The organism is Neobacillus niacini (genome assembly GCF_000759675.1).
Taxonomy (GTDB): domain Bacteria; phylum Bacillota; class Bacilli; order Bacillales; family Cytobacillaceae; genus Neobacillus; species Neobacillus niacini_A.
In genome coordinates this window covers 42,248-55,357 of sequence record NZ_BAWM01000007.1, presented here as the reverse complement: position 1 = coordinate 55,357, position 13,110 = coordinate 42,248, and the positions used below count along the sequence as shown (strand labels likewise).

Here is a 13,110-nt window from a genome sequence, read left to right as displayed (position 1 = left end):
CGGCTCCTTGGGACTCGAGTCATAAGCCACCCCCTGAAGAAGGCAAAAAGCGCCTTCTTGCAGGGTTCGTCTTATGCCTTCGTCCCAGAACAGTCGCCTCCACATTTCAGACAATCCGTCCAGAAGGTTAAAAGGCAACCTTCTAGCCGGCTCGTCTTATGCCTGTCGCCCCTGGGCAAGGCGCTTCCGCATTTCATGGGATGTTCTATTCAATTCTGGGAAGGAGATAGAAAAATGGTTGAAATCAACTTAAACCGCCGGCAATTCTTGAAGTTGTCTGGTGCTACTGCCGCCACTCTTGCAGTCGTTGAGCTCGGCTTTAATGAGAAAAAAGCTCATGCCAGCACAAAAGAATTTAAAATTGCCAAATCAACTGTTACACCAACCATTTGCTGCTTTTGCGGCGTTGGCTGTGGAATCTTAGTCCATACAAAGGACAACACAGTGGTTTATACGGAAGGGGATCCGGATAACCCAATTAACGAAGGTAAGCTATGTAGTAAAGGAACAACAATTAGACAGTTATATACTTCAGAAAAGCGTATTAAGAAACCGCTTTATCGTGCACCAGGCAGTAATAAGTGGGAAGAAAAAGAGTGGGAATGGATGTATGAAACCATTGCCAAACGTACGAAAGAAACACGGGACAAATCATTTATTGCAACTGAAAATGGCATAACCGTAAATAAGACAGAGGCAATCGCAAGCCTTGGCGGAGCAGCTCTTGATAATGAAGAGTGTTACCTGCTTTCTAAAATGATGAGAGGGCTTGGTGTCACCTATTTAGAGCACCAGGCACGAATATGACATAGTTCTACGGTTGCCGGTCTGGCACCTTCATTTGGACGTGGAGCAATGACTAACCATTGGAATGATCTGCAGTATACTGATTGTGCACTGATTATGGGCGCAAATCCTGCTGAAAACCATCCAATCAGCTTTAGATGGTTAACGAAGGCGAAGGATAAAGGTGGAAAAATTATTTCTGTTGACCCGCGTTTCACAAGAACGTCGTCAATGGCAGATGTTTATGCTCCTCTTCGTTCAGGTACGGATATTCCGTTTATGGGCGGGATGATTAAATATGCCCTTGATAATAATCTTTACCACAAAGAGTATGTTGCTAAATATACAAACGCAAGCTTTATTGTCAAAGAAAGCTTTAAATTTGAAGATGGGCTTTTTTCTGGATATGACGAAGCAAAACGTGCTTATGATAAAACGCAATGGGCATGGGAAACAAATGAAGACGGAACTCCTGTAAAGGATGAAACTTTAGAGCATCCGCGTTCTGTTTTCCAATTAATGAAAAAGCATTTCTCACGATACGATGTAGATACAGTTACAAAGGTAACAGGGACACCAAAAGAAGATTACGTAAAGGTTTGTGAAGCGTTCTGTTCAACTGGTAAGGTTGGTAAATCAGGAACAATCATGTATGCGATGGGAACAACACAACATACAGTTGGAACCCAAAACGTTCGTGCTTTCGCTATTATTCAGATGCTACTTGGAAATATAGGCATGCCGGGCGGAGGTATTAATGCAATGCGCGGTGAGTCCAATGTTCAAGGATCAACTGACTTCGCTTTATTATATGATTCGATCCCAGGCTATCTAGCAGTACCAAAAGCAATTCCAGAGCATGCCACACTTGAGGGCTATAATGCAAAGGAAACACCGAAAACAGGCTATCAAAGTAATAAACCAAAATTCGTTGCAAGCCTTTTAAAAGCTTGGTATGGTCCTAATGCAACTAAGGATAATGAATTTGGCTATCAAAATCTTCCAAAAGGTAATAAAAACTACTCACACATTAACTTGTTTAATGCGATGTATAAAGGCGAGCTAGAAGGAGCGTTCTTTTTTGGTACCAACCCAGTTGTCGGGGGACCGAATGCAGGAAAAGAAAAAGAAGCTCTAGGCAACCTGAAGTGGTTAGTAGCTGTCGACCTTTGGGAAACTGAATCATCAGCCTTCTGGCATAAAGAAGCTGGCAGCGACTCATCTAAGATCAATACAGAAGTATTCTTCCTCCCGGCATGTTCTTCCTACGAGAAAGAAGGAAGTATATCGAACAGCTCACGCTGGATGCAGTACCGTTGGCAGGCAATTAAACCTCTAGGCGAGTCAAAAGCTGACCTTGAAATTATTCATGAGCTTGCAACAAGAATTAAAGCACTTTATAAAAATGAATCAGGTCCTGCAGCTGCTCCAATCAATGCTCTTTATTGGAACTATGGCGAAGGACATCATCCGGATATTGACCTAGTTTGTAAGGAAATTAACGGCTACGATGTAAATACAGGAAAACTAATTGCTGGTTTTGGAAACTTGAAAGATGATGGTTCTACTTGTTCGGGTAACTGGATTTATTGCGGATTCTACCCTGAAGAAGGTAAGAACCGTGCGAAAAACCGTGACAACAAAGATACAGGAATGAGTAATTACTTAAACTGGTCGTATGCTTGGCCAATGAATCGCCGTATTATCTACAACCGTGCTTCCGCAGATCCAAGCGGTAAGCCTTGGAGCAAGGATAAAGCTGTTATCTGGTGGGATGATGTTCAAAAGAAATGGGCTGGACATGACGTACCAGATTTCGTACCAACCAAAGCTCCAACAGACCCAACAGGAACCGATCCGTTTATCATGAACAAAGATGGAGTAGGCTTACTGTATGCACCAACATTAAATGATGGTCCGTTCCCTGAACATTACGAACCATTTGAAAGCCCAATGCCAAATGCTTTCTCAAGTCAAGAATTAAACCCAGCAGCTGTAGTGATTGAAGGTGACTTCAATAAGCGTGGTTTCAAGGCAGACTTCCCGATTGTAGCAACAACCTACCGGGTAAGTGAACACTGGCAGTCAGGTTCAATGACTCGTAACCAGGAATGGCTATCTGAGCTTGTACCACATATGTATGTGGAAATGAGCGAAGAGTTAGCAAAAGAAAAGGGTATTAAAAACAAAGATAAAATCATTGTCAGCTCAGCACGCGGAGAGATTAAAGCGTACGCAATGGTGACGAAGCGCTTTAAGCCTCATACAAGTGGTGGCAAAAAAGTTCATCAAATCGGAATGCCATGGCATTTTGGATATAAAGGATTCGCAACTGGGGATACAGCAAACCGCCTGACGCCGCATATTGGGGATGCAAATACAACAATTCCTGAATATAAGGCATTCCTCTGTGACGTAAGGAGGGCTGACTAATGGCCACTGAATATGTAAAATTTGTTGATGTGACCAAGTGTGATGGCTGTCGTGCCTGTATGGTTGCTTGTAAAAACTGGAATGACCTTCCAGCAGAACCACAGGACTTCTTAGGAAGCGCTCAGTCACATGCGAAAACAACTGCTGATACTTGGAATGTATTACAATATATCGAGCATGAAAATTCAAAAGGCAATCTTGACTACCTTTTCCGTCACTCAGCATGCTTCCATTGTACTGACGCTGCCTGTGAAAAGGTTTGCCCAGAGAACGCGATTAGCTACACTGATTTTGGTACGGTTGTCATCGATCATGAAAAATGTGTAGGCTGCGGATATTGCGTAAATAACTGTCCATTTGAAGTCATTTCTCTTAAGGAATATGTTGATAAAAATGGTGATAAATATCGCAAAGCCAATAAATGTACGATGTGTACAGACCGTCTTGAGGAAGGCTTACAGCCTGCCTGTGTAACAACTTGTCACACAGGAGCAATGGAGTTTGGCGACAAAGCTGCGATGATCAAGAAAGCAGAAGAGCGTGTTAAACAAATTAAAGACCGCTACCCGAATGCAATGGTCTATAATCCACAAGGTGTAGGTGGGACGCATACGGTTTATGTACTGGCGGAAAAGCCATCTGTTTACGGATTGCCAGAAAACCCTAAAGTTCCAACCTCTGCTGTGATTTGGAAAGACTATGCGCAGCCAATTGGAAAAATGATGATTGGTGCAACTACAATGGCAGTTGTAGGAGCTTTTATTACCAATACAATTATTAGTAAGAAAAAGAATGGTAAAAATGAAGACGGAGGTGACAGCCATGAGTAAACCTCAAAATTCGACAGTAAAAGTTAGACGTTTTTCTAAGGCATTTGTTTGGGCACATGCTGTTAATGCAATATCTTTCTTTGCCCTCTACATCACTGCTTTACCTATGTATACTGAGTTTTTCGACTGGTTGTATCCCGTTCTTGGCGGACCTGAGGGTGCACGTCTCCTTCATAGGATATTCGCAGTTACCTTTGTACTGCCGACCTTTATCTGGGTAATCTTTGACTTCAAAGGCTTTAAGCTATGGCTGAAAGAACTTGTTACATGGAAAAAACGCGATCTTCAGTTCTTTACTGAATTTGTGAAAGAGCTTTTCGGCTTTAACTTCAAGCACGTAAGACAAACTTTCTTCAACGCTGGGGAAAAGATCAATTCAATCATTCAAATTTTCACAGCGATACTGATTATTGGTTCAGGCGTTCCAATGTGGTTCTCTGAATACTTCCCAAAAGCTGTTGTTCAATGGGGATATTTACTTCATAACGTTGGTTTTGGTCTTGCCATTGCTGTAATTGTTGGACACATATATCTTAGTGTTGTTCACAAAAACTCTAGACCAGGATACTCCGGTGTTGTCACTGGTGAGGTTCCTGCTTGGTGGGCGAAAGAACACTATGCTGACTGGTATGATGAAGAAGTCAAAAAAGGAAATTTCCCTAAATTAGACGATCCAACTCATACAAAGAAAAAGAAAAAGAAAAAAGGCGCTTGATCTAGTTAAAAGTTAATACCATTAAAGGCTGTCTCTTGCTGGACAGCCTTTATTTAAAAATTGAAAGAGGTGTACAACGATGAAAAAATCTGTTGTTTCTAAAGAATATCAGAATTTGCAGAAGGATATTTTAACCCTTCAAGAGAATTGGAAAGAGAGCATTAATCCAGAATCAATTATTCCCAGCCTTGATAAAGCGGCGATGTCAGCAGGAGTTCCAGCTGCGGCATTAACGTCTATTAATTTTGATATTTCACTATTCATACAGTGGATAGAGGAGATAATTGCACTTTTAACCAAAAACAATCCTGAGCTTGAATCAAAGCTAGCTAGTGTCGGCACTCTATTGAACGAAGAAACAGCGATTCGCTGGATTGACGAAGCCTTTTCCTTTAACAATGTTTATTTTGCTAGTTTTGCAGAGGAACATGGACTTGAGGAGTGGATCCCTCAATTTCTTGCTGAAACAGCACTACGACCTTACTTACAGCTAACAGCAGAAAAACTCCAGCACGAAATCACTCATAGTGTTCATGGAGCGGGCTGTCCAGTTTGCGGTGAACCTGCTAGACTTGCCGTTCTTGAGGATGAAGGCAGAAAAGTAATGACATGCCCTCGTTGTTTAGCACATTGGGATGCAAAACGAATTGAATGCGCACACTGCGGTAATGATGATCACAAAGCCATTCAGTTCTTAACGATTGAAGGCGACGCTTCCTCTCAAATTCAGGTTTGCGAAAAGTGTTCAGGATATATTAAAGTGATAGATACAAGACAATATCTCAGTAAGCCATCTGCTGCCATGCTGGACTTAAATACCATTCACCTAGACTTCGTAGCCCAAGAACAAGGTTATCAGGCTGTCGGTGAAGTAAAACAAACAAATTAAGAAGGTGTGCTATTCATGAAAGCTGCGGCTATTATTTTATCAGGTGGAAAATCGAGCAGAATGGGCACGAACAAGGCTCTCTTAAAACTAAATGAAAAAACGACAATAGAAAGAATGGTTGATATTCTTAAAGTCTATTTTGATGATATCGTTCTTGTTACCAATGATATAGATTCCTATCAATTTTTAGGAGTAAAAATGGTGTCAGATCACTATCCTGGAAAGGGACCGCTTGCAGGCTTTCACGCCGGCTTAATGGCCTCTGACTATGATGTGAATTTCATTGTGGCATGTGATATGCCATTTATTTCTGGAGAACTTGCTGCAACCCTTGTGAAAAAGATTGACCATTATGATGCGTTAGTACCCGTTATTAATGGAAAAATGCAAACCTTATGTGCGGTTTTTCAAAAGAGTACGGTAAATAAAATTGAAGAATGTATTGAAAATGGACGTCTTCCAATTAAACAGCTGCTTGATCATTTAAACGTCCTTTATGTAACCGAAAAAGATTTGCAGGTTTATAGCAACATAGAAATGGAGCGTGTCTTTTTCAATATGAATCACCCCCATGAGTATGAGGATGCAAAAAAGTGGCTGGAAGCCGATTAGGTAGGAAGGATGTAAGGCACAGTGCAATTTTTCAAGGTAAAAACAGTCGAAGAAACCTATGCCATGATAGAAGAAAAGATTCCTGCAATAACAGATACGGAGGAACGTTCACTCGAAGAAGCTCTTCATTATATAGTGGCGGTGCCTGTCACCGCGAAGGAAAATGTCCCTGGCTTTGACCGTTCTACGGTTGACGGCTACGCCGTTAAGGCAAAGGACACGTACGGCTCATCTGATTCAATGCCAGGATTTTTAACGGTAGTTGGCGAAGTGAAAATGGGTGAGTCGGCAGCGACTCCTGTAGGTCAAGGGGAAGCAGTTTATGTCCCTACAGGTGGAATGATTCCTCCAGGCAGTGACAGCGTGATCATGATTGAACATTGTGAAGACCATGATGGTCTTTTAAATACGTATAAACCAGTGGCACCTAGTGAAAATATTATTCGTGCAGGTGAAGATATCCGCGAAGGGGAAGTTCTTCTTCCAGAAGGAACGATGCTAAGACCTCAGGAGCTAGGAGCAATTGCCTCACTTGGAATTAGCCATGTTACGGTTTATCGTAAGCTTAAAGTTGGTTATCTATCATCTGGTGACGAAATTGTTCCCTATCAAACAGAGAAACTTTTAGAAGGGCAAATCCGTGATATAAACTTTTTAACGATCGATGGCCTTGCCAAGCAATGGAATGTTGAGGTTATCTACGGCGGTATCGTAAAGGATGACTTTCAAGAGTTTCAGCAAAAAGCACAATCGTTTTATGATGAAGTTGACTGCTTAATCCTCTCAGGAGGAAGTTCGGTCGGGGCAAAGGATTACACCACAGATGTGATTCAATCCCTAGGTTCACCGGGTGTATTTGTGCATGGCATTTCAATCAAACCAGGGAAACCTACGATTCTTGCAATGGCTAATGGAAAACCTATTATTGGTTTGCCAGGGCATCCGGCATCAGCGATGATTATTTTCATGCTTTTTGGCGAAAAAATACTTCAAAAGTTAAAAGGCGAAAAAATCGACAAAAAACCAGATCGAATTTTTGCGCGTATTACCAAGAATATTCCTTCCGCACCGGGAAGATCCGACTATATTCGTGTCCGCTTGTTTGAGAAAGAAGGAGAATGGTGGGCGGAGCCAATCATCGGGAAATCAGGTTTAATTACTACATTAGTAAAAAGTGATGGAATTGTTGAGATTAGTTCGGAAAAAGAGGGTATTTCACAGGGAGACTATGTACCTGTGATAGCAACACGATGAGGGGGGGAAAATAGATGGACCAGAAACGCTATAAACGGAAAATATATTTAGAGGACAAACCCCGATCGGAAGCGAAGCGAGAAATTCTTGAGGCGTTTCAGCTGCCCCTTGAAAAAGAAATAATTCCAACAACTGACGTCCTTGGCCGTGTAACCGCTGAACCGATTTTTGCCAATGTCTCTATGCCTCATTACCATGCTTCTGCCATGGATGGGATTGCTGTGATCGCTGAAAAAACATATACCGCTCATGAACAAAATCCACTACAGCTAAAGCTAGGTAAAGATTTTTCAATTGTGGATACGGGAAACGCCATTCCTGCTCCTTATAATGCCGTCATTATGATTGAGCATGTGGATATGATCGATGAAGAAACGCTTGAAATTATTGAGCCGGCAACACCATGGCAGCATATCCGTCCAATTGGAGAGGATATTGTTCAGGAGGAAATGCTTTTCCCGCAAGGACATATTCTAAGACCTGCAGATTTGGGCGTGCTTTTAGCTGGGCAGCAGCTTCAAATACCGGTTATTAAAAAGCCAGTTGTCACGATTATTCCAACAGGAAATGAGCTTGTGGAGGCAGACGTACAGCTTTCTTCAGGGGAAATTATTGAATTTAACGGAACGGTATTCGCGAATTTTGTAAAAGATTGGGGCGGGGAGCCAAGACTGCACCGGATTGTGAAGGACGACCCTGAAAAGATTAAGTCTGTATTGCTGGAAGCTGCAGAGACTTCCGATATTATCGTCATCAATGCCGGATCATCTGCAGGTTCTAAGGACTATACTGTCCATATCATTGGCGAAATCGGGACTGTGTTTACTCATGGTGTGGCAGCAAGGCCAGGCAAACCCGTTATTTTAGGTAAAATTAAAGATAAAATTGTTGTTGGTGTTCCGGGATATCCGGTTTCTGCCTATTTAGCGCTAGAATGGTTTGTCCGCCCGCTTATTTGCAAATATTTGCAAATACCTGAGCCAAAAAGACAAACCGTAACAGTCAAGCTCGGCCGCCGAATTGTTTCGGGTATGGGTGCTGAGGACTTTGTACGAATGAATATCGGCTATGTGAATGGACAGTTTGTGGCCAATCCGCTTACAAGAGCAGCGGGCGTAACCATGTCATATGTCAGAGCAGATGGCCTTCTTGTCGTACCAGCCAACGTAATTGGCTATGAACAAGGTGAATTTGCTGAAGTGGAGTTATTAAGGCCGCTTGAGGAAATCAAAAATGCGATTATGTTTTGTGGCAGCCACGATTTGACCATTGATCTTTTATCATCACAGGTTAAAAGATTACGTGCAGACATGAAAATAGTTTCTGCACATGTTGGCAGCATGGCTGGTATCATGGCGATTCGAAAAGGAGAGGCCCATGTAGCGGGCATTCATTTGCTTGACCCTAATACAAAGCAATATAATATTTCATATGTTAAGAAACTATTAGCTGGTGCTGATGTTGTACTCTATCCGTTTTTAAAAAGAAAGCAAGGCTGGATTTTACCAAAAGGAAATCCGCTTGGTATTGAAAATGTTATAAATATTTCGGAAAAAAAGGCGAACTTTGTCAACCGTCAAAAAGGTGCTGGTACGAGGATTCTTTTCGATATGCTCTTAGAGGAAAATGGTATTTCCTCAGAAGAAATTACCGGCTATGATCGAGAAATGTTTTCGCACCTAGCTGTAGCTGCAGAAGTAAATGGTGACAGTCATGGTGCAGGACTTGGAATTTACCCTGCCGCAAAAGCGATGGGATTGGACTTTGTGCCTGTTGGCGATGAAGAATATGATCTAGTGATGACAAGAAGCTTTTATGAAAGTGAAAGCGGCAAGCTGTTAATTGAGATTATCCAATCACCAAATTTTAAACAGCAGGTCGAAAAGATTGGCGGATATGAAGTGGTGGAAAATGCAGCGCCAAAGAATTTGGTCTGAAGAGGTGTAAACATGAATTTTCAAATTTCAAAAGAACCGATTGATATCCAATCTGTAATTGATAAGGTTGTTCAGCGTAATGCAGGAGCGATTACTACTTTTATTGGAACCGTTCGTGAATTAACAAAGGGTAAGAAGACATTATTTTTAATATATGATGCTTATGAGGCCATGGCTGTGAAAAAGCTTGAGCAAATCGGCAAGGAGATTGAAGAGCGCTGGGAAGGCTCTCAGGTAGCGATTACCCATCGAGTGGGACGGTTGGATATAACGGATATCGCCGTTGTCATCGCTGTTTCAACTCCACATCGTGCCGATGCCTATGATGCTAATCGATATGCAATCGAGAGGATTAAAGAAATCGTCCCAATTTGGAAAAAAGAACATTGGGAAGATGGGGAAGAGTGGATGGGCAACCAGCTCGAAACGGTCGCCTATCCAAGTGGAAAGCCGGAGGAGAGTGATTTGAATGAATAAAGTTTTGTTTTTCGCTCATTTACGAGATGCAGTCGGAGAAGAATTCCTTAAGTTAGATGCAAGCGGCAAAAGTGTTGGGGAATTAAAAGCAGAATTGGCGGCCATATACAATCTTCCAAAAGTGGATACCGTGATGACTGCCATTAACGAAGAGTTTGCCCAGGATGATGAAGTCATTCAAGACGGAGATGAAATTGCCTTTATCCCGCCAGTAAGCGGCGGCTGATGGGGTTTTTAGGTGTAGCTCATGATGACTGAAATCCCAAAAAAAGAAGGAAAGTGGTCACCTAGAAGGGCTCTTGATGACCGAAATCCGGAAAAAAGTAAGAAAGTGGTTACCAAGAGGGGCTCTTGATGACCGAAGTCCGGAAAAAAGTAAGAAAGTGGTCACCAAGAAGGGCTCTTGATGGCCGAAATCCGGAAAAAAGTAAGAAAGTGGTTACCAAGAAGGGCTCTTGATGACTGCAATCCGTAAAAAAGAAGGAAAGTGGTCACCAAGAAGAACTCTTGATGACTGCGATACGGGAAAAAGAGTGAAAGTAGTAGTCACCATAATTTAGTTGAGTACAAGTTATAATTTGTGGATTTTTGGAAAAGGGGAAAACAGATGGACGATAGATATTCACGGCAGGTCCTCTTTCCAGGGATCGGAAAAGAAGGACAAGATAAGATCCGTTCGAAGCATGTGTTAATGATTGGTGCCGGGGCCCTTGGGTCTGGAAATGCAGAAGTTCTTACCCGAGCAGGGATTGGAAGGCTTACGATAGTTGATAGGGATTATGTTGAGGCAAGCAATCTTCAGCGCCAACAGCTTTATACCGAGGAGGATGTGGCCGAGAAGCTACCGAAGGCTGCTGCGGCTGAAAAACGCCTAAGGGCGATTAACTCGGACGTTGAAGTTAAAGCTATTATCGGTGACGCCACTCCCTCTATGCTGGGGGATTTGGTGAAGGATGTTGATATCATCATTGATGCAACCGATAATTTTGAAACTCGGATGACCATCAATGATGTTTCACAAAAGTATCAAATCCCGTGGATATATGGGGCATGTGTTGGCAGTTTTGGGATGAGTTTTTCCATTATTCCTGGAAAAACGCCATGTTTAAATTGTTTGTTGCGGACAATACCTATGCAGGGATTAACATGTGATACCGGCGGAATTATCTCGCCTGCTGTCCAAATGGTTATTGCACATCAAAGTGCCGAAGCACTTAAAATGCTAGTCGAGGATTGGGAAGCAGTTAGAACTTCGTTTGTCAGTTTTGACTTATGGCGGAACCAATATACTAGCTTGAAAATGGGCAAAGCAAAATTTGCCGGCTGTTTATCCTGTGGCGAGGAAAGGACCTATCCTTATTTAGACCAGGAAAATATGACAAAGACCACTGTTTTGTGCGGTCGGGATACGGTCCAAATCCGGCCATCTACTCAAGGTGGAATATCGCTTGAGAAGCTGGCAGGGCAGTTGAGTACACTCGGATATGCCGTAAAAGGGAATCCGTATCTCTTATCAGTAGAAATGGGCAGCGAGCGAATGGTCATCTTCAACGACGGTCGTGCACTCATTCACGGCACAAAAGACCTAACCCATGCCAAATCCATTTATCAAAGAATTTTAGGATAATCGTTAAGGAAAGTCGCCAATTATTAAAATGGCGGCTTTTATTTTTTTTTAATCGACATGTTTCACGTGAAACATGTCGAATTTCTAATTGGCTGGAGAATTTGGTATGATGTTATAGAGAATGTAATAGAGGAGTTATAAATCGTGAATATAACGGTAGAAAAATTATTAAGGAAAATGGAAGAGGAATTAAAGCTGGCGAAAAACAGCACGAAGCAAGAAAACTTGCGGGAAAAAGTTTACTCTATTAAAATATTATGCGAGTTGATACTAGATGAAAAGCAGATTCAACAGGAAGCACCTCTAAATCCTATACCTGCCTATCAGCCTATAACGGTACAGCCTTCCATTCAGCAGCCAGTATCATTAAATCAACCAAAAAAACTAGAAATGGAAGATGAAGCAAACGGCGATTCGTTATTTGACTTTTAATAAAAAGGCTGTGTGAAAGCTAATTTTCGATTTTACTCACTCTGTTGATAGGAGCGGAAATCAACAGACTTTTAACACAGCTAAAAAAGAAAAGGGTAAGAAAGGGGAAAACATGAAGACTTTTATTATTATTGGAGCCATAAATGCGTTTTTAGCAGTCACATTGGGGGCCTTTGGAGCACACGGACTAAAGGATAAGCTAGATCCCTATTACTTAGATATTTGGAAAACAGGTGTTACCTATCAAATGTTTCATGCAACTGGGCTGTTAGTAATCGGACTGTTGCTTGGAAAAGTTGAGGCTAGTTCATTTTTTACTTGGTCCGGCTGGTTATTTCTCATCGGAATCATTCTTTTTAGCGGCAGTCTCTATGTATTAAGCTTAACGAAGGTAGGAGTATTGGGCGCGATTACGCCGCTCGGGGGAGTTTGCTTCCTAGCAGGATGGATTCTGATGATTATTGGTACAGTAAAAGATTTATAAAATAGTAAAGGCATTGGACTTGAGTTCCAATGCCTTTTACTATTATCTTGGCGGGTAAGTACCTAATGAAGGTCCAGCTCCAAATGGATATTCATATTCGAGTTCTTCATCAAAAGTGGCATAATCGAATGCGACCATTGGAATGAGAGTACGCTGTCCTGTTTGTGGGTCACTTAAAATGACATGATCCCGGCCTGCTGCTTCAATAATACCAACAAATTTTTTGGCATTCCATTGATTGTTGCCCTCAAAGGTGGCATAAACGGTTGCTAATTTCCCTTTGTTTAAACGTAAAATATTCTCGATGTACGATTGCTCTATTGGCAGCATTGCCTGCTGCTGTGAAGCTGCAGGAGTCCCTGCTGGTGCTCCTTGTTGTGGAAACCCTGGCTGTTGCCCGCCAGGAAAAAATCCTTGCCCTTGATATGGAGTAGCTGCTCCCTGTCTGGCTGGATAAGGCTGATACCCTTGTTGATTATAATACTGATTCATCTTTTCCCCTCCTAAAAAATGACTAACCCAAAGGTCGAACATTCTATTCCTACTCCCAGAACCCCTGAATGGTGACAATCGGGATAGTCCCGTTTGTGAGATGATTCGGAGCTAAAACTTAAGACTCGCTGTTTTATTAGTA

Annotated in this window: 13 protein-coding genes; 12 read left to right on the top strand and 1 reads right to left on the bottom strand. The window is 42.0% G+C overall.

Annotation, left to right across the window (positions count from 1 at the left end; all coding sequences use genetic code 11):
- Positions 1–243 precede the first annotated feature (243 nt).
- From fdnG to TR08_RS04085, 12 genes are all read left to right on the top strand, one after another.
- Positions 244–3,219: a formate dehydrogenase-N subunit alpha gene (fdnG, locus tag TR08_RS04140; protein WP_152597333.1), complete on the top strand. Its 2,976-nt coding sequence runs from the start codon at positions 244–246 to the stop codon at positions 3,217–3,219.
- Positions 3,219–4,049 carry a 4Fe-4S dicluster domain-containing protein gene (locus TR08_RS04135; RefSeq protein ID WP_045515992.1) on the top strand — a complete coding sequence of 277 codons (831 nt, stop codon included), beginning with the start codon at positions 3,219–3,221 and terminating at the stop codon, positions 4,047–4,049. The genes fdnG and TR08_RS04135 overlap by 1 nt, the downstream gene beginning before the upstream one ends.
- Positions 4,042–4,764: a formate dehydrogenase subunit gamma gene (locus TR08_RS04130; RefSeq protein ID WP_045515991.1), complete on the top strand. Its 723-nt coding sequence runs from the start codon at positions 4,042–4,044 to the stop codon at positions 4,762–4,764. The genes TR08_RS04135 and TR08_RS04130 overlap by 8 nt, the downstream gene beginning before the upstream one ends.
- A 79-nt stretch (positions 4,765–4,843) precedes the next feature.
- Positions 4,844–5,653, top strand: coding sequence for a formate dehydrogenase accessory protein FdhE (locus tag TR08_RS04125; RefSeq protein ID WP_045515989.1), 810 nt, complete (start codon positions 4,844–4,846; stop codon positions 5,651–5,653).
- Between the two features lie 15 nt (positions 5,654–5,668).
- Entirely contained in the window at positions 5,669–6,265 is a 597-nt protein-coding gene (gene mobA / locus TR08_RS04120) for a molybdenum cofactor guanylyltransferase (protein WP_045515987.1), read from the top strand.
- Between the two features lie 21 nt (positions 6,266–6,286).
- Complete coding sequence (locus TR08_RS04115) at positions 6,287–7,519, top strand: molybdopterin molybdotransferase MoeA (protein ID WP_045515985.1); 1,233 nt, start codon at positions 6,287–6,289, stop codon at positions 7,517–7,519.
- Positions 7,520–7,533: 14 nt separating this feature from the next.
- Positions 7,534–9,456 (top strand): molybdopterin biosynthesis protein, encoded by a 1,923-nt coding sequence (locus tag TR08_RS04110; protein WP_045515983.1) that lies wholly within the window; start codon positions 7,534–7,536, stop codon positions 9,454–9,456.
- 12 nt (positions 9,457–9,468) lie between these two features.
- Entirely contained in the window at positions 9,469–9,933 is a 465-nt protein-coding gene (locus TR08_RS04105) for a molybdenum cofactor biosynthesis protein MoaE (protein ID WP_045515982.1), read from the top strand.
- The gene (gene moaD, locus TR08_RS04100; RefSeq protein ID WP_045515981.1) at positions 9,926–10,159 is read left to right on the top strand and encodes a molybdopterin converting factor subunit 1; all 234 of its coding nucleotides are present in this window, start codon (positions 9,926–9,928) and stop codon (positions 10,157–10,159) included. Before TR08_RS04105 ends, moaD begins: the two co-directional genes overlap by 8 nt.
- A gap of 381 nt (positions 10,160–10,540) precedes the next feature.
- Positions 10,541–11,560, top strand: coding sequence for a thiazole biosynthesis adenylyltransferase ThiF (locus TR08_RS04095; RefSeq protein ID WP_045515980.1), 1,020 nt, complete (start codon positions 10,541–10,543; stop codon positions 11,558–11,560).
- Positions 11,561–11,704: 144 nt separating this feature from the next.
- Positions 11,705–11,992, top strand: coding sequence for a YwdI family protein (locus tag TR08_RS04090; protein ID WP_045515979.1), 288 nt, complete (start codon positions 11,705–11,707; stop codon positions 11,990–11,992).
- A 112-nt stretch (positions 11,993–12,104) separates the two neighbouring features.
- The gene (locus TR08_RS04085; protein ID WP_045515977.1) at positions 12,105–12,476 is read left to right on the top strand and encodes a DUF423 domain-containing protein; all 372 of its coding nucleotides are present in this window, start codon (positions 12,105–12,107) and stop codon (positions 12,474–12,476) included.
- Positions 12,477–12,518: 42 nt separating this feature from the next.
- Here TR08_RS04085 and gerQ read toward each other — a convergent pair whose 3' ends face one another.
- The gene (gene gerQ / locus TR08_RS04080) at positions 12,519–12,968 is read right to left on the bottom strand and encodes a spore coat protein GerQ (RefSeq protein ID WP_045515976.1); all 450 of its coding nucleotides are present in this window, start codon (positions 12,966–12,968) and stop codon (positions 12,519–12,521) included.
- Positions 12,969–13,110: the final 142 nt, after the last annotated feature.

What these genes read in the sequence shown, in the direction of transcription:
- mobA (WP_045515987.1), top strand. Translation starts at nt 5,669, where the DNA reads ATGAAAGCTGCGGCTATTATTTTATCAGGTGGAAAATCGAGCAGAATG.
- TR08_RS04085 (WP_045515977.1), top strand. Translation starts at nt 12,105, where the DNA reads ATGAAGACTTTTATTATTATTGGAGCCATAAATGCGTTTTTAGCAGTC.
- TR08_RS04130 (WP_045515991.1), top strand. Translation starts at nt 4,042, where the DNA reads ATGAGTAAACCTCAAAATTCGACAGTAAAAGTTAGACGTTTTTCTAAG.
- TR08_RS04125 (WP_045515989.1), top strand. Translation starts at nt 4,844, where the DNA reads ATGAAAAAATCTGTTGTTTCTAAAGAATATCAGAATTTGCAGAAGGAT.
- TR08_RS04135 (WP_045515992.1), top strand. Translation starts at nt 3,219, where the DNA reads ATGGCCACTGAATATGTAAAATTTGTTGATGTGACCAAGTGTGATGGC.
- TR08_RS04105 (WP_045515982.1), top strand. Translation starts at nt 9,469, where the DNA reads ATGAATTTTCAAATTTCAAAAGAACCGATTGATATCCAATCTGTAATT.
- gerQ (WP_045515976.1), bottom strand. Translation starts at nt 12,968, where the DNA reads ATGAATCAGTATTATAATCAACAAGGGTATCAGCCTTATCCAGCCAGA.
- moaD (WP_045515981.1), top strand. Translation starts at nt 9,926, where the DNA reads ATGAATAAAGTTTTGTTTTTCGCTCATTTACGAGATGCAGTCGGAGAA.
- TR08_RS04095 (WP_045515980.1), top strand. Translation starts at nt 10,541, where the DNA reads ATGGACGATAGATATTCACGGCAGGTCCTCTTTCCAGGGATCGGAAAA.
- TR08_RS04110 (WP_045515983.1), top strand. Translation starts at nt 7,534, where the DNA reads ATGGACCAGAAACGCTATAAACGGAAAATATATTTAGAGGACAAACCC.